The sequence below is a fragment of the Mucilaginibacter sp. CSA2-8R genome, assembly GCF_038806765.1.
Classification (GTDB): Bacteria; Bacteroidota; Bacteroidia; order Sphingobacteriales; family Sphingobacteriaceae; genus Mucilaginibacter.
This window is the reverse complement of record NZ_CP152389.1, coordinates 1,484,182-1,502,538: the sequence shown is the minus strand read 5'-3', so window position 1 is coordinate 1,502,538 and position 18,357 is coordinate 1,484,182. Positions and strand designations below refer to the sequence as shown.

General features: G+C 35.8%; 16 protein-coding genes. All 16 read right to left on the bottom strand.

The window, feature by feature from the left end; translation table 11 throughout:
- Nucleotide 1 precedes the first annotated feature (1 nt).
- The 16 genes from AAGR14_RS06525 to AAGR14_RS06450 all read right to left on the bottom strand — a co-directional run bounded on the left by AAGR14_RS06525 (nucleotide 2) and on the right by AAGR14_RS06450 (nucleotide 18,192).
- Complete coding sequence (locus AAGR14_RS06525; RefSeq protein ID WP_342647789.1) at nucleotides 2–1,699, bottom strand: capsule assembly Wzi family protein; 1,698 nt, start codon at nucleotides 1,697–1,699, stop codon at nucleotides 2–4.
- Complete coding sequence (locus AAGR14_RS06520; RefSeq protein ID WP_342647788.1) at nucleotides 1,696–2,328, bottom strand: hypothetical protein; 633 nt, start codon at nucleotides 2,326–2,328, stop codon at nucleotides 1,696–1,698. Before AAGR14_RS06520 ends, AAGR14_RS06525 begins: the two co-directional genes overlap by 4 nt.
- 63 nt (nucleotides 2,329–2,391) lie before the next feature.
- The gene (locus AAGR14_RS06515; RefSeq protein WP_342647787.1) at nucleotides 2,392–3,564 is read right to left on the bottom strand and encodes a glycosyltransferase; all 1,173 of its coding nucleotides are present in this window, start codon (nucleotides 3,562–3,564) and stop codon (nucleotides 2,392–2,394) included.
- 186 nt (nucleotides 3,565–3,750) lie between these two features.
- On the bottom strand, nucleotides 3,751–4,839 hold the full coding sequence (locus tag AAGR14_RS06510; protein ID WP_342647786.1) for a glycosyltransferase family 1 protein: 1,089 nt from the start codon (nucleotides 4,837–4,839) through the stop codon (nucleotides 3,751–3,753).
- 36 nt (nucleotides 4,840–4,875) lie between these two features.
- Nucleotides 4,876–5,328 (bottom strand): hypothetical protein, encoded by a 453-nt coding sequence (locus AAGR14_RS06505; protein ID WP_342647785.1) that lies wholly within the window; start codon nucleotides 5,326–5,328, stop codon nucleotides 4,876–4,878.
- Between the two features lie 22 nt (nucleotides 5,329–5,350).
- On the bottom strand, nucleotides 5,351–6,706 hold the full coding sequence (locus AAGR14_RS06500) for an O-antigen ligase family protein (RefSeq protein WP_342647784.1): 1,356 nt from the start codon (nucleotides 6,704–6,706) through the stop codon (nucleotides 5,351–5,353).
- 24 nt (nucleotides 6,707–6,730) lie between these two features.
- Nucleotides 6,731–7,729 (bottom strand): glycosyltransferase family 2 protein, encoded by a 999-nt coding sequence (locus tag AAGR14_RS06495; RefSeq protein WP_342647783.1) that lies wholly within the window; start codon nucleotides 7,727–7,729, stop codon nucleotides 6,731–6,733.
- 30 nt (nucleotides 7,730–7,759) lie between these two features.
- Complete coding sequence (locus AAGR14_RS06490) at nucleotides 7,760–8,632, bottom strand: glycosyltransferase family 2 protein (RefSeq protein ID WP_342647782.1); 873 nt, start codon at nucleotides 8,630–8,632, stop codon at nucleotides 7,760–7,762.
- A gap of 35 nt (nucleotides 8,633–8,667) precedes the next feature.
- The gene (locus AAGR14_RS06485; protein WP_342647781.1) at nucleotides 8,668–9,528 is read right to left on the bottom strand and encodes a glycosyltransferase; all 861 of its coding nucleotides are present in this window, start codon (nucleotides 9,526–9,528) and stop codon (nucleotides 8,668–8,670) included.
- Between the two features lie 177 nt (nucleotides 9,529–9,705).
- Complete coding sequence (locus tag AAGR14_RS06480; RefSeq protein ID WP_342647780.1) at nucleotides 9,706–10,515, bottom strand: glycosyltransferase; 810 nt, start codon at nucleotides 10,513–10,515, stop codon at nucleotides 9,706–9,708.
- Nucleotides 10,515–11,405, bottom strand: a complete 891-nt coding sequence (locus AAGR14_RS06475) for an alpha-1,2-fucosyltransferase (protein WP_342648679.1) — start codon at nucleotides 11,403–11,405, stop codon at nucleotides 10,515–10,517. Before AAGR14_RS06475 ends, AAGR14_RS06480 begins: the two co-directional genes overlap by 1 nt.
- 51 nt (nucleotides 11,406–11,456) lie before the next feature.
- Nucleotides 11,457–12,377: a DUF6492 family protein gene (locus AAGR14_RS06470; protein ID WP_342647779.1), complete on the bottom strand. Its 921-nt coding sequence runs from the start codon at nucleotides 12,375–12,377 to the stop codon at nucleotides 11,457–11,459.
- A gap of 26 nt (nucleotides 12,378–12,403) precedes the next feature.
- Nucleotides 12,404–13,678: a polysaccharide ABC transporter ATP-binding protein gene (locus tag AAGR14_RS06465; RefSeq protein WP_342647778.1), complete on the bottom strand. Its 1,275-nt coding sequence runs from the start codon at nucleotides 13,676–13,678 to the stop codon at nucleotides 12,404–12,406.
- Nucleotides 13,679–13,686: 8 nt separating this feature from the next.
- Nucleotides 13,687–14,535, bottom strand: coding sequence for an ABC transporter permease (locus AAGR14_RS06460; RefSeq protein WP_342647777.1), 849 nt, complete (start codon nucleotides 14,533–14,535; stop codon nucleotides 13,687–13,689).
- A 61-nt stretch (nucleotides 14,536–14,596) separates the two neighbouring features.
- The gene (locus tag AAGR14_RS06455) at nucleotides 14,597–15,724 is read right to left on the bottom strand and encodes a lipopolysaccharide biosynthesis protein (protein ID WP_342647776.1); all 1,128 of its coding nucleotides are present in this window, start codon (nucleotides 15,722–15,724) and stop codon (nucleotides 14,597–14,599) included.
- A 5-nt stretch (nucleotides 15,725–15,729) separates the two neighbouring features.
- Nucleotides 15,730–18,192 (bottom strand): SLBB domain-containing protein, encoded by a 2,463-nt coding sequence (locus AAGR14_RS06450; protein ID WP_342647775.1) that lies wholly within the window; start codon nucleotides 18,190–18,192, stop codon nucleotides 15,730–15,732.
- Between the last annotated feature and the right edge of the window lie 165 nt (nucleotides 18,193–18,357).

Here is an 18,357-nt window from a genome sequence, read left to right as displayed (position 1 = left end):
ACTAAAACCTGTAGGTTACTCCTGCTTGTAACTGAACATTAGTAACATCTTTACCATTTATCCAATAAGGATCGGTAGGTTTTTGTAGTAAAAACCATTGATAATTCAGCGATCGGATTACCGCAAGCTTAGCGTTGAAGATCAGGTTTTTATAGTTCCATTCGCCCGAGGCTCCTAAACTTAGATCTACCCAATGCCTTCTTGTATCTTTACTATCCGAGTAGGCATAGTAATAAAAATCATTGTTATGCACATAACGTTCTAATTGCAAGCCCAGTCTTTTAAGTCCGCGAACCCAACTAACATCCAGCGATTGAAGGTTAGCGCCTGGCCCGATGCCAGCTCCCAAAATCTCGCCCCTATTGGTGTAGCCCTGTCTAATATATTTGTTTACATACCAGGAATATCCTTGAAGCGTTTTATTAACATCATTTTCCTGCAACACTGTTGCTTCAACCCCTATTAACAAACTTTCGCCCCTTGTTGTATTAAATGGAAGTGCTTTTCGCAAGCCAAAGGTATAGCCACGAGAATTCTCTGGCTCCAAGGCAGATTCTCTGGCAGTTCGGTTATAATTATTGTGTCCGAATTCAAAATATACTTCGGCATGCTCTTTAGTCCATAACCAACGCATAAAAACAGCACTGCGCTGATCGCGATTCTCAATTGCTGCATCCGGCGCAGTAACAGATTTTGTCTGCGAAAAAAAAGGCAAATAGTCTCCTAATGAATTTAAGTCCTTGCTGTACATTTGGCGCGTTTGGCTGTAGCCCAAGAAAAGCCCAGGCACCCAACGCGGCTGCCAGCTCAATACTATGCCTGACAGATAGCGCCAATCGGTAGGTTTGGGTACATACAGTGGCGAGTTTAAAAATGTAGTATCGGGAGTTAAAGGGTGATAGCCTGAGTTTTCCAGTCTACCAGCAATGAGCTGACCTTCAAAAGAACCCACAGGTGTTTTGATTGGTCTGTTTGTGTTTAAAGTAAGGTGCTTGAAACCAGGAGCACTATTACTCATCAATAAAGAATTGCGTATACCTGGTCCCCACCATAGGTTTTCGGTGGATATACCAAAGGCGACTGCTCCAAAATTTAGCTTAACAGCACTTTGCCCCCAAAAGGCCCTTACATAAGGATTGCTGCCAAATCTGGCAGGCAGATCAATATTGTTGTAAATATCATAGTAACGGGCAAATATAACCTCGTAATGGTTTTTATTGAAAGTGTCAAAAGACGAGTTAGCGGCCATCACCAATTCCGGACGTAGCTGAATTGTTAAAGGCCCTTTTTTATAAAATATGCCTGCACTAATAAGGGTTTGTAGCCCTTTAGCAGGTATCATCGCCCCATCATTCCATCCGTAAGGGTGATCCGAATTAAATTGGGTTTGAACACTTAAAGGAAGAAGTTTCAGATCCCGGCCTGCACCTTGTATTAAATACTTACGATCAAATCCTAAGAGATTTAAACGCCTTTCTTCGTCATCAGGATAAAATACATCAACATCTTTTTTCAACCAAGCAGGTTGTAATGGCCTTACCATCATTGATACGGTCGTATCAGCAGTTCCAAGCAACTGGCCTCTGCGGTAGTAATCTTCTAACGCCGGACTACCTACAGGCAACGATTGCGCTGATGTGATAGAGCAAGCCGCTACTATTAAAAGAGCGGTGGCTAAAACATTTTTCAGCACACTCATAAATTTATGGCGGTTATCTTTAAATTATCAACAGACCAACTTGCATAGCAAGTGCCAGGTGTCACACTGCCTTGCATCAGCTTATCCAAGCATTTCATTTGAGCGTTGTCTGCATCATGTGTGATTGTTTTTTCTATATGATATAACGTCGAGGCCTGAGTTGTCTGACATAAACCAGGGAAATCGGTACGAATAGCTCCAGATTTAGGATTGTGATTATTATTTGGATATTCATCAGGATAAGCCTGCGGAGGGCAGAAATTACCTGCGGCACAAGACAAATTAGAAAATGTGGTATTAACGTACGTTTTACCATCAACCATCATTTGCCATAAATCAGGTTTACCATCAGTACCGTTGTTACCTGCCCATGCATCATGAATGTATAAATCAAATGATATTCTAAGCAACTTATGTTTAGGTAAATCATTTATAGTTAATACAAAATCACTGCCGCGATAAGGTCCTAAAACATACCCGCCGTTAAACTTAACCGACAAAAAGTTCTGAATACCTGTTTTATCAGCAGTTTCAAAATTGTTCACGTAAACATCTTTACTGTCCCGAACATCTTTTTTACAGGACATAACCAACGCAAGCAAGGCGAAAACAAGCAGCTTTTGTATCACTACGTAAAATTTAATAATTGTATATTAAAAATATATCCATTGCAAAAATCTAAGTGAACAGCATTATTGGGCAATTTCAACAACCGTTATCTCTTCGTTTGAACTCGCGCTTTCATTTTTTAGCAGCTTACCATTTAGCTTTTCAAGTACAAAGCGTCTGAATGTTTTAATAAAAACACTTTCGTCAAATTTTTCTGCATGGGCTCTGATAAAATTAGCATCAAACTTTAAATCACTGTATCGCAATACAGCTTCTGCCAAATCACTTACTGTTTGATTTTCAAAAAACAACGCAGTACATTTCGAGGCATCTCCTGTATAAGGAATCATAGTTTCCAAGACCCCTCCCTTACCATAAGCGATTACCGGCCGCCCGGAAGCGTTAGCTTCAAGGGGAGTAATGCCGTAATCTTCATGCTGTGGAAAAATGAAAGCTTCACAATTAGCGTAAAAATTAGCAAGTTCCTCATTAGACGCATTGGTTACAAAAGAAATATTGCTTTTTGCTAGGGCCCTAAGCTCAAACGCTTTGGTACCATCGCCTACAATAATTAAATTTAATCCAAGTTGATTAAAAGCTTCGATGGCTAAATCAACTTTCTTATAATACTCTAACCTGGAGACCAGCAAATAGTACTTTTTAGGTTTTTCGGATATATAAAAATTGCGCACTTTAACATCAGGCTTTATTACAAAAACCTGTTTTATTTTATAAGCCTCTTTGATGCGAAGTGCCGTCTGAGTAGTATTAGCGATAAAAAAGTCGCCCCTTTTTGCTGAATTAGCATCAATACGACGCAAGCACGAGATAACTGTGTCAAAAATTAAGCGATACAGCCCTTTTGATTGTATATACTGAGTGTAAGATGTAGGGTTCCAAGCTAATCTAAAAGGTGTATGCGTATACATAAATACTTTAGACTTAGCATCAATTTTTACATACTTGGCGCAATGAGTGTTAGAAATAATCACTACATCGTAACCAGTTATTTTCATTGCCTTCATTGCCATAATTCCGAACGGAAAAAACAACGAATGCATCACTTTCACATTTTTAGCGAATACCTGAAAGACTGATGTGTTTATCTTGTAATTTCCATATTCAGGATAAGTGGCATCACCATTATAAGCTAATGTATAGATATCGGCGGTAGGAAATGATTTGAGCATAGTTAGTACAACTTGTTCTGCCCCTCCTCTCCTCATCAATTCATCATGTATTATAGCTACTTTCATTAGCTTTCTTTCTCTTTAATCTATTAATCTAAATTAGCTCTACTTTAAAAATGCAAAAAATGAAAATTCATTCTTACTTAAAACTTCTTCATTTATGATCTGCACAAAATACAAAATAGAACAATTTCCGACTTGTAAAGTTAGTATTTCTATTTAAGAAAGACTCCTACTTCAAAAGTAGTGAAATCAGTTAGTCTCAAATGTTTTCTTATGGCAGTCTATTGATGAGCTCCACGGAAATAATAAAACTCTTTTCTTACCCTTGTTTATAAGTTCACCTCTTAACTTACTACTGGTCAAAACGTTCTTAATTAACACTTTAAGAGCATTTGTATCATTGTACGGAAAGTAATTTACAGCATCTCCACATATTTCCGGCAAGCAGCTCGATGATGCAACAATTACCGGGCAGCTATTAGCCATGGCTTCTAAAGGAGGTAAGCCAAACCCCTCATATGATGATGGGAATACAAATAATGATGCGTGCTTATATAAAGAGTTCATGTCATCAGGATCAATATAACCGGTAAAGCAGACGCTTTCTTTCAAAGACGAATCATTATTTAAAGATGTGAATATTTCTGAATCGCCAGTAATGAATCCATCTTTTTTGCCAGCTATAACCAATTTGTACTTTAATTTTATCGATTTATCTAACGCTGAATAAGCTTTCAACAGCGTTGACAAGTTTTTGTGTGGCTTAACGTTACCAACAAACAAAATGTAATTATCCGGAAGCTGATATTTTGATTTTAATACACTGTTATCATCTTCCAAGCCTGGCTTGTTGACTCCGTTATATATCACGCTAATTTTGTCTGGCTTACATCCTGTAAATTTTAAAATCTCATTCCTCGAAAAATTAGATACCGTAATAATGCTATCACTCATTGTTACCGCCTTATTGAGCACAAACTTGGCATACAATTTCTGTTTCAAAGGCAAACTATCATAAAAAGCTAAGTGATAAGCATCATGGATGGTTACTATCCGTCTCTTTGCTTTTACAGATCTCGATAACGGGATATTATAATGCGGAGACCAAAAAACGTCACACTGGGGAATCACTTTTGAATATTTTAACTGCTCTTTAATTGAATATATTGGATCAGTAAATTCGATAATTCTGGCAAAATTGCTAAATCTGTATAGTTGTTCAATATCACCGAGCAATGTAATTTCATAGCCGCTATATCGTAAACCTTCAATTATATTTTGCAAGTAAGTTCCTATTCCAGAACTTTGCAACATTCTTGCATCGATTACAATATGCATATAATTACGTAATTATTAAAAATACGAAAAACGGTCTTATTTATGTAAACCATGGATAACGCCAGCTTTAGTTACATCAGACAATACGAGAGCATGTGCACCAATTGTAACATCATCAACAATATTTATCGGGCCTAATACCGTTGAATTACACCCTATATAAAAATTATTACCGATCTGCGCCGCCTCGATAGTTCTGTTCTCTTTAACACCAATTGTTACACCTTGAAAAACAGTGCTGTTATTTCCAATTCTGCAGCTACGATGAATTATGATCAAGAAAGGATGCGGCAAACGTAATGTTGTTATTGCACTCAGACTAAGAACATCAGGATGTATTTCGCAATGGTACAATGCTTGGCAGATAAACTTTCTTAACACCTTGAATGGCGCTTTAAATAAGGACCTTTTTTCAAAGTAAAGTATTAGTAAAATTACTCTTGCATGAAAGGTGTTTCGCGAAAATATAGATCGTAAATCGTTGAGCATTAATTCATGTTAAATACGTTAATTATGCAACAGTTTCAAGGCTTTTATCCGATAAAACTATACCTGAGTTTTTACGCGTATAGTTTATACCGAAAGCTATAAAAACCCAAATGAACATAGAGTATGTGGGTGCAATGGTTAACATTGCACCTATGTTAAATAACAAGCCATTTAAAAATAATAGCCCGTAAGCATTGCGATACCGGGCTTTCCAAAACATTTTGAAAGCGCTTACTATTAAAGCTAATAGGGCCATTGCCCCTATAACACCTTGCTCACTAAGTACCATCGCGAATAAATTTTGCGGAAAAGATCCTGGAAATAAACGTTCGCCAAAAATCTCAATTCCCATAGTAAATTCATGGATGTACATGTAATATATACTGTTGCCAACCCCGACGCCTGCAAACCAATTATCTTTAAATATTTTAAACCCAATGCCGGTAGTATAACTCCTAAAACTACCACTATCTGTTGTATAAGCAGGTGACGAAATAAAGGAGTACACTTTTGCACCAAAAGTATACATGAATGCATCATAGTAGTTGTAATAATCAATTATGGCCACTATGGCCAATATGGCCAATAAAAGAGATGCGATTGAAACTATTTTTGCTTTAACCGAGCTTTTTAAAAAGAAAACATTGAAGAATATTATGGCAGCTAAGCTTAAAAGCATTGAAGAAAAGGTAAATATTAACGACAATACGTTTACTGCCATAAGAAAATACCAAACTTTAGATTTAAACTTTTTTTTTGTATAATATAATATCAAACATATCCAGGTTTGATATAACACATAGAAACTTGGCTCTTGCGATAAGCCCGCACTACGAAAATTATACTCATGTTTAGCTTGGATGAACGATGGTAACTTTGCCACTAAATCAACAGTAAACATAGTTAGGATCGAATAGATGGCGATTCCGGTACCTATATAAACCGATGTTTTTAATAGCTTCTCAAAATTTTTGCTTATAAAATTTGATTTACTGATTTCATTAAATGCACAAAAGTTGAACACCATGTAAATCAATAATAAAAACGGAAAAACGTTATAGTTAAATTTAAATGAATCGGCTACTTCACTGTACTTTAAATAAAACCCGTTTGGATAGCTTAATCCGACATTTGCCCATACATAACTTATTATAGGTGACACAACAAAAAATCCGAAAGCAGCCAAAGATGTAAAGCCGGCAAGTTTAACTTCGCGTATTTTGATGAGGTCGACCAACAAAATCACAATTGCCAAAACTTCATATATTTTGAAGCTGCCCCCTGCTTTGATGATAGGGAACTGCTGAAATCCAATCAAAAGGATAATAGCAGACGCACATACAGATTTTACAGGTAGGTTTTTAATTGAAGAAACCATTATTTAAAAGCGATATAAAGGATTTTAATACAATGGATTTTGATGAATTAATGCGAGTAAAATTGGCTTAAGACGATTGGTTTGCCCTCTTGTTATACGCCTGGTTAGTACTATAATTAACGAAAAGTAGACAAAAATCAAATAAGCCGGAAAAAATTTCTTACTTAGCTTAACTCTGTTAACTATCAAACACTTGTCAGACAACAACGATGCCCGATCCTGATTTTTTGATATAGTGGCACCTTCTTTATGATATATATGCACTTTAGGCAGCAAGTCAATATACCATCCTTTGCTTTTACTACGTAGCGTCCAGTCTAATTCTTCATAATAAAGAAAATATGATTCGTTCATCAAGCCTACATCTTTTATAAGATCTTTTCTAACAATCATAGATGCTCCGATTATATAATCAACATTTTTTCTAAATTCTTTAGAGTTATAATCAAAATCATTTTGGTTTGAGCCCACATGTACAGAAGTAGAAAAAAATTTATTGTATTTCCCGCCTACTCCCTGCAGCAAATCAGGTTTATCATGATAATAAATTTTTGTGCCGACAATTCCTACATTGTCATCTACGTTACTTAAACCCAACCTTATATTTTTCAGCGTATCCTCCGGAATTATAGTATCGTTATTAAGCAACCACACCCAAGTAAAATTTACGCTTTTTATAAGATATCTTAAAGCAACATTATTGGCAGCAGCAAATCCTTTGTTTTCAACTTTACTAACAAGTATAACCTGGTGATACAGCTCTTGCTTCAGTTGCAAAAAATCATCAACATCAATATTTATAAAACTAAAAAGTGACGAAGGTTCACTGTCACTATCGTTTGTTTTATCAATTTGGTCAGCCCAAGATTTAATATAGTCAATTGAGGATGACTCCGGCGAATTATCGATGACTATAATTTGTACATTGTTGTCTCGACACTTTAAGATTGATTCAATGCAAGCTGTAGTATCAAGATGCCCTCCGTAATTTACTAATACAATAAAAATTCTATCCTGATACATCAAACTCCTTCATAAAAATTTAAGCACATACTAAAAATACCGGTATGGGCCGTAGCTACCTGTTAAAAAATCTTTGATACCTCGTGCAATTGATTTAAACTTTTTAAGTCTTTGCTTCTCCTGAAGCAATATCTTAACAGATTCGGCACATAGCGAGTACGCCTCTGAGATACAAAGTTTCGGATCAAACAAAAAATATTTTTTTATAAAATACAGCCTGTTTCGTGTGATATAATATCGGCGTATGTAATTGTGATTACTTGTTGTATACGAAACATTGGCAAATTTAATACGTTCAGCCTCGCCTAACTGGTGTTTTAATATTGTAGTATTATCCTGGAGCACAACATAACCTTGTTTCCTGATTTTTAAGCAGTACTCATGATCTACGTAATCAATAAACAAACTATCATTAAACCCTCCTACCTGGCGCCAAATTTCCAGATTAATTAAATTTCCGGACGTCATGCACGTTTTAACTACAGAAAGCTTATCACTATTATAATTCGAAAGACCTGCAGTTTGTGTAGCATGGTATGGTGTAAATATACCGACGGTATCTACACCTTGGCCATAGCCAGTAGGTAAATGCAAAAAATTAGCGATTTGAGTTTTGTCAAAAGAACTATCTTGATCCATTGTAAGTAACCATTGATATCCTTCCTGATAGGCGATTTGCGCAGCTGTATTTAATGCATTTGCGATACCTAAATTATCTCCATTACTGATAAATACGGAATTTTCGAATCCTCTGAATGATTGTACTATTGCATTACAAGACCCTTCTGAATTGTCTACCGCAATAACTTTATCGACATAATTAGCATAAGATTTAGCATTACTAATTATTTCTAGTGTAGGGTTATATAAAATTACTGTCGCAGCTATTCGAATTGTTTCCATGTACACTTAGTAAACATGCCTGTCTTATTAATTATTTAACGTTTACCCTTAATTAAACCATGTATATAAAAAGCTATTTTGGGAAAAATAAAGGCACCTATTGCAGGTATTGATCTTAAATCGATACCTAAATTTTTGATATACAAAATCTTACTTTTAAGCTTCAGCTTGTACTGTGCAAGGTGTAAGTAATAGGGCCCTCTAAAAAGTTTTTCGTTTGGCAAAAGTTGATCAAAAAGATGCGCTTTACCAGTCAAGTTATTATATTTTATGGCAGCTTCTATCCACTCATCCCCATAATTACCGTGCGAAAAATGTTCAAGCAATATGTCGTAAACTACTGCAACCTTATATTTTTGACCAACAGTTACGGAAAAATCTATATCATAAAAATGATAACCGGTAACATTCTCATCAAAATTGTATTCTTCCCAAATAGCTTTTTTGGTTACCATAAATACTCCATCAACCACTTTAACAAAATCAATTTTACTGTTGCCTTGAGTTGATATTTTATAAGGTGTACCATCTTTGGTCAACTGTAATATGTTCAGCTTATTTTTTTCTCTGATATGATGTCCCCAACCAGTTGGAAGTTGTAGCTTCACTTGGCTTCCGGCGACACCAATCAACCCTAAATTGTAAGTCTTGTTAAAATGACTTACTAAATTTTCGCCCCAATTTTCACTATGAACTTTTACATCTTCATGAATAAAACATAAAAGCTCATATTTTGCTCGACTTGCTCCTAAATTGTACGCTTGTGTTAGGCTATAAAGCCCAGGATTGTCCACCTTAAGTATTTCAAAAGGAACGTCACCAATCGTTGAATTGATAGACGCGACCAGCTGATCGAAATAAGCACTTTTATATGATGAGACTATGATAGAAACCATCTAAATAATTAGTTTAATTAAAGTTCTTGAAATCAAAATAATGATGCTTACTTGTTTCAAGAGCCTGAAGCTAACGTAGCAAAGTGATGCTAACGGTAGCAAGATAATAGGTTATGTTTTGCTGTCAGATTGTAAATTTGAAATAGTTTTATAGAACGTTTAGTGTAAGATAATGTACTAAAACTTAAAATATTTAAAATATACGTTTTTTAGAAAGTATTTGAATGGGCTATTCTTTTGAACGTTATAGCTATAATAACACTCCAGAAGCGACTCGTAATTTTTCAATAAAATATCCATGTGCTTACCATGAATATATTTGAGAAGATGTTCTTTGGATTTAAAATCATTGTTTTGGTCCATTAAAGAATTATTTCTTACTCTATAATCAAACGCAACTTCGTCAATATAACAAAACTCCCATCCCGCTTTATAAACACGCAGCCACAGTTCCCAATCTTCTAGCGCAACAAGACCTTCATCTAACCCATTTAATTCGTCCCAAGTTTTTTTCCTAATTACTGCGCACATATCTATAAAATTATGCAGCATAAGTATATGAGGATCAAATTCGCGAATGATAAACATACGCTTATGAGATACGTCACCAATAAAATTCACGTTACCATAAGCTACTCCTATTTTTTCCGAAGCCTCAAGCTTTTTGATACTCCTTGCAATAAAATCCGGATATATTCTATTATCACTATCAAGCATTAACAAGTACTTGCCACTTGCCGATTTAACTCCTTTATTTCGTGCATTTGCAGCACCTTTGTTTTCTTGATTTATAACCTTGTAGCTTTTTGCTGATAGTTCTTTTAAAAGATCAAGAGTATATTGGTCTGTAGAACCATCATTAATTATAATAACTTCAAAATTATAAGCTGAAGAGTTATTTTGTACACTATCAATAGCAGACATTAAAAACTCTCCTGAATTAAAGCATGGAATAATTACAGAAATAAGGGGTAAATTTTTATTCATTAAAGCTTTAGCCAATTAGACATTTGTATGTGAACCTTACTGTTTATTGCCGACGATTTTACCCAATTTTGTGGAGATATGACGATCTTTTTCTTGTTTGTATTTAAAAATGCCCCCCACCAGCTGAATGAGCTGTTAGCTATAATGTTATGCTTGCATTGGCTCATTAATTCTAATTCGGTATAATCTGATATTTCTCCGTTAAAATCAACAAATGTAACTGCACTGCCCACATTGAGCTTGTCTTTTGCCCAGTTTAAATCATCAGAAAACACAAAATAATGTGGGTCTATTAGATCAGACTTTATAATTTTTGTTGCTTCATTATAATAGTCAATAGGTAATACGCCCATCATTTCAAAAGCTTTTTTATCAGTCACATAGTCCCCCCTTCTTATATGCAGGGCCACAGACGACGGATGATGCTGAATTTTCTTCAGATAATTCCCGGCAATAGCTGAGTACACTTCTTTAATTTTCAGTTCTTTGAAAATCGTTGGGTTTACATCAGCAAAATAAGCTTGATTTTGCCAATAACCATCTAAGTATACACTATTATGGATTTTGAAGAGATCAGGTTCATATACGAAAGGCTCACTCTCTATAAAATACCTCCGATATGATTTAGGCAAACGGTAATCAATTTTTCTAAATATTTTAGATTTTATAGATTTACTACGATAGTTTGTTAAGAATTTATCGACTTCATCTGGCGTAGCTATATCTGCTGCAATGTTGTAGTGATTTAATTTGAATTGCCTTAAACTTTGACTTTCAAAAAAAGACACATCAAGCTTCAAGGGCATATTATTTTTTAGCGAAATCATCCTGCCTATTGCGTATTGGAATAGTTGATTCCCCAGCCCACTTACTAATTTCACATAAATCATCAAAAAAATCTTATTTAGTTTCCCACCAATTACAGGATTGTTTTTAATACATTAAGAGTTGTACCAATGACACGATGCTGACTTGTACTTTGAAGCATCAAAAAATTCGTCTTTTCTTTCAAACTCTTTACGCGTTAATAATTGGTTGTACCAATAGTTGACAATTATACTGTTTCTGTGATAAAGATACATGTAGTGTCCATACAACTCATACTCCGAAAAGCCTGAGTGAGAATTATAGTCGCAATGATTTAAGATCGCTTTAATCCAAGTGGTATTATTTAATTCGTCCAGTCTTTTTTGCAATTCAATAGTAGTACCCCGCTCGAAAATCATATAATGCGAAACAAAAGATAACGGAAAGTCAACGTCTCTTTTTAAAAGCTTCTTAAATACGGCGTAATACGGTGTATGATATTCATCAGAACAGTTTAAGACCAACTTTCTTTGGTTAGTAACAAAAACTTGATCCCTCAAAATCATAGTATCTGCATCGAATATTAAACAGTATTCTGCTGAGGAAATATCAGTCCAACTTAATTTAACCAACTGCTGAAATAACCATCCGCTTCTGTCTAAACCGTCAACAGAGTATTTAATATCATTTTTTTTTATGTTATTAATAGCTTGGTCTTTCACATAAATGCATCCGTTTTGTTGCGCAAAGTCACTTATTTTTTCTGAGTCGGGCGCAACTATGTAAATTTGATTTATTGGATTACATGAAAATTTTTTTAATGATTGAATTGCATATTTCAGTGTATTTAAATCGCGTTCAACAGCAGGAATTAAAACGTCAATGACTTCAAAATCACCTTTCGGCTTACTTTGTAAATTGATGTCGCTGACAAAGTTTTTCAAGTAACTAAACCAAAACTTTCTATCGTAATCAGTTTTGGTCACCTGATTACTGGTAAGGTTAGATCTCAAACGATACCAAAAAAGTTTTACTATATTTTTAGGGGTAATCAACGCTGGCAATCTTTAAAACGGTGTCACTACTCAATACGTTCACATTGTCTGTCTAATAGAGGCCTTATAAAACCGTGCATTTTATCTTTATAATCTCCTCTGGTCGGCGCATTCACATCATCGTATACCGTAAATAAAATCTCGTGTTCGCAATGAATTGTAACAGGATTACTTGTTGTAATACCTATTAGCGCAACATAGTCCATATCATTTAAAAAGTTTTCGGGTATCCAGTAAACAACCCTGTAAACACCTGTTGTATATTGCTTGAAATTACCAACGCAGTGAATTATAATGACGTCATCCCGCGTTTTTAGCGCTAATGTAGGCTCAGGTTTGAAATTATCATTCTTTATTTCATACTCTATCTGAATGCCTAATTTGTCCGTGACAAAGATAGACTCGTAAACTTGAAAATCTGGATTTATCACTTTTATACTGCGCAACATAACAGAGTTATCACCTATATATTTACCGCTTTCTAAAAAGTCATAGTAAGCCTCTTGTTTCTCTGTGGTTAAATATGACTCGATTATCTTTTTGGGAGTATCAATGCCAACCAAGTTTCCAAATTTCAATTGAAAAGCGATATTGCATAAAGTATTTACGGCAGCCATATTGTGGCTAACAAAAAGCACCGTTCGTCCTTCGCCTTTACTTACTTCTCCCATCTTACCCAAACACTTTTTTTGAAACTCAACATCTCCTACGGCAAGCACTTCGTCTACAATTAATATCTCCGATTCGAGATGCGCAGCTACTGCAAAAGCCAAACGTACGTACATTCCGGATGAATAGCGCTTCACGGGCGTGTCTACATATCTCTCAACGCCAGAAAAATCTACAATTTCATCAAATTTCCTTTTTATTTCATGTTTGCGCATACCTAAAATAGCGCCGTTGAGATAGATATTTTCTCTTCCGGTAAGCTCAGGATGAAAGCCCGTTCCAACCTCAAGCAAACTGGCTATTCGTCCGGTACCAGTAATTTGACCAGTAGTTGGCGTAGTTACTTTACTGAGGATTTTTAGGAGGGTACTCTTCCCTGCTCCATTGCGGCCAACAATTCCAACAGCATCGCCTTGCTTTATCTCAAAGTTTATATCCTTTAAACTCCAAACAAAATCACTCTTACCTTTTTTAGTACGATCGTTGGTTTCACCAACTTTTAAAAACGGGTCTTCCTTACCTCTAAGTTTCGCCCAAGCACGCTCCAAATCTCTACTGAGCGTACCTGTACTAATCTCGCCTAATTGATAGGCCTTTGAGATATTTTCGGCCTTTATTACTATATCGCTCATTTTGTTACTTACACTGTATCAATAAAGTTCTTTTCAACTTTGTTAAATATTAAAACCCCTAATAGCAATACTACTATTGAGCAAACAGCTGAATATATTAAAGATGGCCAGGAAATAGTTCCGCTACCTAAAAAACCATATCTAAAATGCTCGATAATTGGCGTCAAAGGGTTAAGTTTAACAATCCAATAGAACTTAGTGGGGGTAGCGCTCAAAGGGTACACTACGGTAGTGGCATACATTAATAATGGAACACCAAAGGTCACTATAAAAGCTAAATCTCTGTATTTTGTTGTAAGGGCTGAGATAATCATTCCAAATCCTAACCCAAGTATAGCCATTAAAACAACTAATAACGGGAATAACAAGGCATACATATTCATGCTGATATTTGACCCTTTTATATAATAGAATACCATCAGGATAACGAATAATACAATTTGAACAGCAAACCGTACCAGATTTGAAAAAACTAAACTTAAAGGCATTATCAATCTTGGAAAATATACCTTACCAAAAATCAAGGCATTGTCTTTAAAAATTGTAGAGGTTTTAATTAAACAATCAGAAAAGTAATTCCAAGTTATAATTCCTGCCAAATAAAATAGAGGCTGCGGTATGCCATCGGTTGATATGCCCGCTACTCCTCCAAAAATAAGGGAATACATAACAATCGTAAATAACGGTTGGATAAAGAACCAAACAGGACCTAAAATTGTCTGCTTGTAAAATGAGACAAAATCCCGTCTTACCAAAAGCCAGAGTAAGTCACGATACTCCGCAACTTCTTTAAATTTAACATCAAAAATGGATGTCTCGGATTTAATTATCCACTTTTTATCTGATGACTGCATCATATAGAAAACAATGTTGAAGCAAAAAAAGAAATATGTTTATAAGGTATCAGAAAATTTCTGCTTAGTCATTGGTTACATTTTTAACAAAACGTACGATCAGAATGCCTACCGCACTCAATACACCGAATGCAATTCCTCCCAATATCGCCCATTTAACAGCACTTACTTTTTTAAGTTCTAACGGATATAAAGGCTGGTCAATAACCTGCAGCAAGGGAGTCTCTTTACGCAAAGTAATTTTTGCAACTTCTAAATTTTGCACAAGCTGACTTAAAATCATCTTATTGGCCTCAGCATTAAACTGTGAGCGTTGTGCCGGAGCCCTTAAAAGCTGCCTGTTAGGATTTAAATTGGGTGTGGCATCTGATATAGCAACTGTTTGATATAACGCACTATTTAGCATGCGCTTTACAGAATCAGTTTGGTGTTGTAAAATGGCTAAATTTTGCAACGAATTTTTTGTTTTAGTTTGCGAGTAAAAATCATTTACAGTGTTTACAATTTGCTCATTAAAATCTTTAGCAAATTCTTCATTGTTTGCAGTAACCTGCACTCTTATTATGCTTACCTGTTTATTGGGCTTGTCAACATTTAAGTAGTTACCGTTTATGTCGTCAACAATACCCTTTAAAACGCTGTCTTGTAGCCGGTTGAAAGACATTCTTTTTTCTAAATCAAAACTTAAGTTTTCAAGTTTTGTACCTTTCCAACCCTGCTTCAATTTATTAATTGATATATACCTGTCAATTAATTTGTACTTTCTGTTTCCTACGATGACCTCTTTTAAAAGAGCTTTTTCAATCATCGTGCGTGATTTATACAACTCAAAAAGATTATCGCCCTGAAACATACCATCTCCGCTACCGCCAACAGATATACCTGCCATAGCAGCTAACCCTGCATACTGTCCAAGCAAACTACCTCCGCCGCCACCTGCGCCCTCTAAGTAAAAAGTTGTTGTTGCTATGTATTTAATTTTTTTTGATTTGGCATAGAAGAAACCACAAACACAGCCTAATAATACAACGAAAAGTATTATATACTTTTTTGAATAGAGGTATTTGAACGCTTTTCCTATTTCAAGAAATAAATCTTTTAGAGATATTTCATCTGAGGCGATATGCTTACTTCCAGACGGGAACTTAGTATCTGTATTTGATTTTTGTACCCCAACACTATCTGTGCTCATTTAAATTAATTCCTTAAAAGAGTGACTAATATGGCTGCTAAAGATGCTACTGCTGTTGATAGGCCGACAATGCCCTGTATACCTAACTTTTCTTTTGGTGGATGCTCCGGTACAAAGATTTCGCTACCGGGTTTAACAGACGGGTGGTTGTTAAAAAATAGGAACTTACGCGTGCCTTTTACTGTCCCATTAGGATAAACTACATAAGCGCGACGCTTGGAGGCCTCCGTTGAATATCCGCCAGCACCATATACATAATCATTAAAAGATTTTGATTTGCTGTACACCACTGCACTTGGATATAAAACTTTTCCGTTTACTCTTACAATTTGTTGCAATTTAGGTACACGCAACACATCACCGTTTTCAACCAATATATCTGCATTTGAACCTGGTTCTTTTAATATTTTTTCAAGATTGATACCAACATAGTTATTTCTGACCTGCACAGTTTCTGCTGCAGCAGTATCACGATAGCTTGTTACCAATCTATTTGCTTTTTCAATTTTTTCCTTTTCGACAGCGGCGCTGTCAAGCTTATTTTTGTCAACACCTAAAATAGTAGCGTTATCACGTTTAAGAGATCCGCCAGCGGCATCTGCCGATGCTGTTAAACCACCTGCCCTGGCTATTATATCAGATATCTTTTCGTTTTTAATTTGTATCGTATAAACGCCTGGGTATAATACCTCGCCTTCAACTTTTAACGTCCGTTGCTTTTCAAACCCCGGCAAGCTGTATACAGATACAATATCAAAAGGCTTAAGTACAAAGTTGATGTTATCCAGTTTCAACTGCTTGTCTACATCTACCGTAAAAACTTGCGCCACTTTACTCTTGGTTGATCTTGGGTCTGAATTATCTACACGTCGGGCAACTTCAATGCGTTTGCTGCTTGCACCTTCTGTAAAACCACCTGCTCTTAAAATCAAATCCTCAACGTTCATGCTATCGGCAAAAGCAAATGTTCCGGGTTTTCTAACTGATCCGTTTATTGTGATATTATATTTCTCGCGCAAGTCAAATATTGAATATACTCTAACACTATCCTCACGTTGCAACAGCATATTATTGGTAGAATTGGCTAAATCGTTTACATTAAATGACAAAATTTCGGTACTATTATCGGCTTTTAACCTTGTTATTGTACCGCGACTTTTAAACGCATCTTCTTTTAAACCCGCTGCATTTTCAATCAATTTTGCAACCGTTAAACCTGGTTGTAGTTCATATTCTCCGGGCCTGAACACTGCACCTGTAATTACAACCCTATTTTCAAATCTGTTAATTACTGACCTAACAAAGAATCTATCTCCTCTTAATGGTGTATATTTATCAAAATTAATTTCGGTAATATCTGTTAGCTTACGTTGCTGATTGCTGATTTGTGATACAGTGATACGCTTTGTATATGCGCTGTCAGTAAAACCGCCGGCAAAGTTAATCACGTCCTGTAGGTGCTCTCCGGGTAAAACTTCGAATAAAGCTGGTATTTTTACCTGGCCAGCCATCTCTACCCGCTTTTTATAGGTGGGTACACGTATTACATCTTGATCCCTCAAAGTAATGTTATCCTTTTGGCTGCCTCTCACTAAAAAGTCATAAACATCTAGTTTTCTGACCACACGATTATTGCGGATGACTTCAATTTCACGTAACGAACCTTGGTCATTTGGTCCGCCGGCAGCACTAAGCGCGTTAAAAACGGTAGCAAGTGATGGCAGTGTGTATGTACCCGGCTGTACGAGCTGCCCAACCATAATTACTTTAATGCTTCTAATGTTGCCTAAGCTAACCTGCACATTAGTACCGCGCCCGATAGCATAATTATTAGCCGCAAGTCTGCTTTTAATAAGTGTAGTAACAGCTTCAACTGTTTTACCACCAACATTTAAAATACCAACACCTGGTATATTAATATTACCTTCAGCAGTAACTGTTAAATTCCAATTAACTAACGAACTTCCATATACCTCAATGTTAAGCTGGTCATCTGGCCCAATTATATAGTTAATAGGTGTGGCCAACCGCAAATTTGGCTCAAAAGTACTTGCGCGATTTTTAAAAAGATCTGCCCCATAAACCTTGGGCTTTAACACATCAAACATGTTCATGTTTATTTTGACGGTATCCCGAAGACTATCAGGTGTAAAATTTAGTCCTCTACCATAGTTTGACGCTTGTTTACCATTAAAATTATCTTTTCTTTTAAGTGCTGCGATGCGGCTTTGCAATTTTTGCAACTGGGCACTCTGCATACCTTGGCTCTGAGCTTTTTGCAGCAACTGACTCTCTGTCAAACCGTTGGCTTCTGCCTGTTGCAAAAGCTGTATGATTTGTTGATCAGACAATTGATCAACATTGGTTGATGAAAGATTTTGAATATTAATCTGGGCTGTAACCTGATTACTGAATAGACAAGAGATAGCGACAAAAACTATGAAAAACAGGTATAGGAATTTGTTCATAAAGAATTGCTCAACCAAGGCAATTTTAACCCTGATATAAATTGTTTTTACGCCAAAGATAATCGAAATAATCGTTTTAGCGTAAAATAATTATCCAGAACAAATTAGGCAACAGTAAACAAATACTGAAATCAGTCTTGCATTTTACACATTTCAGTTTTGTAA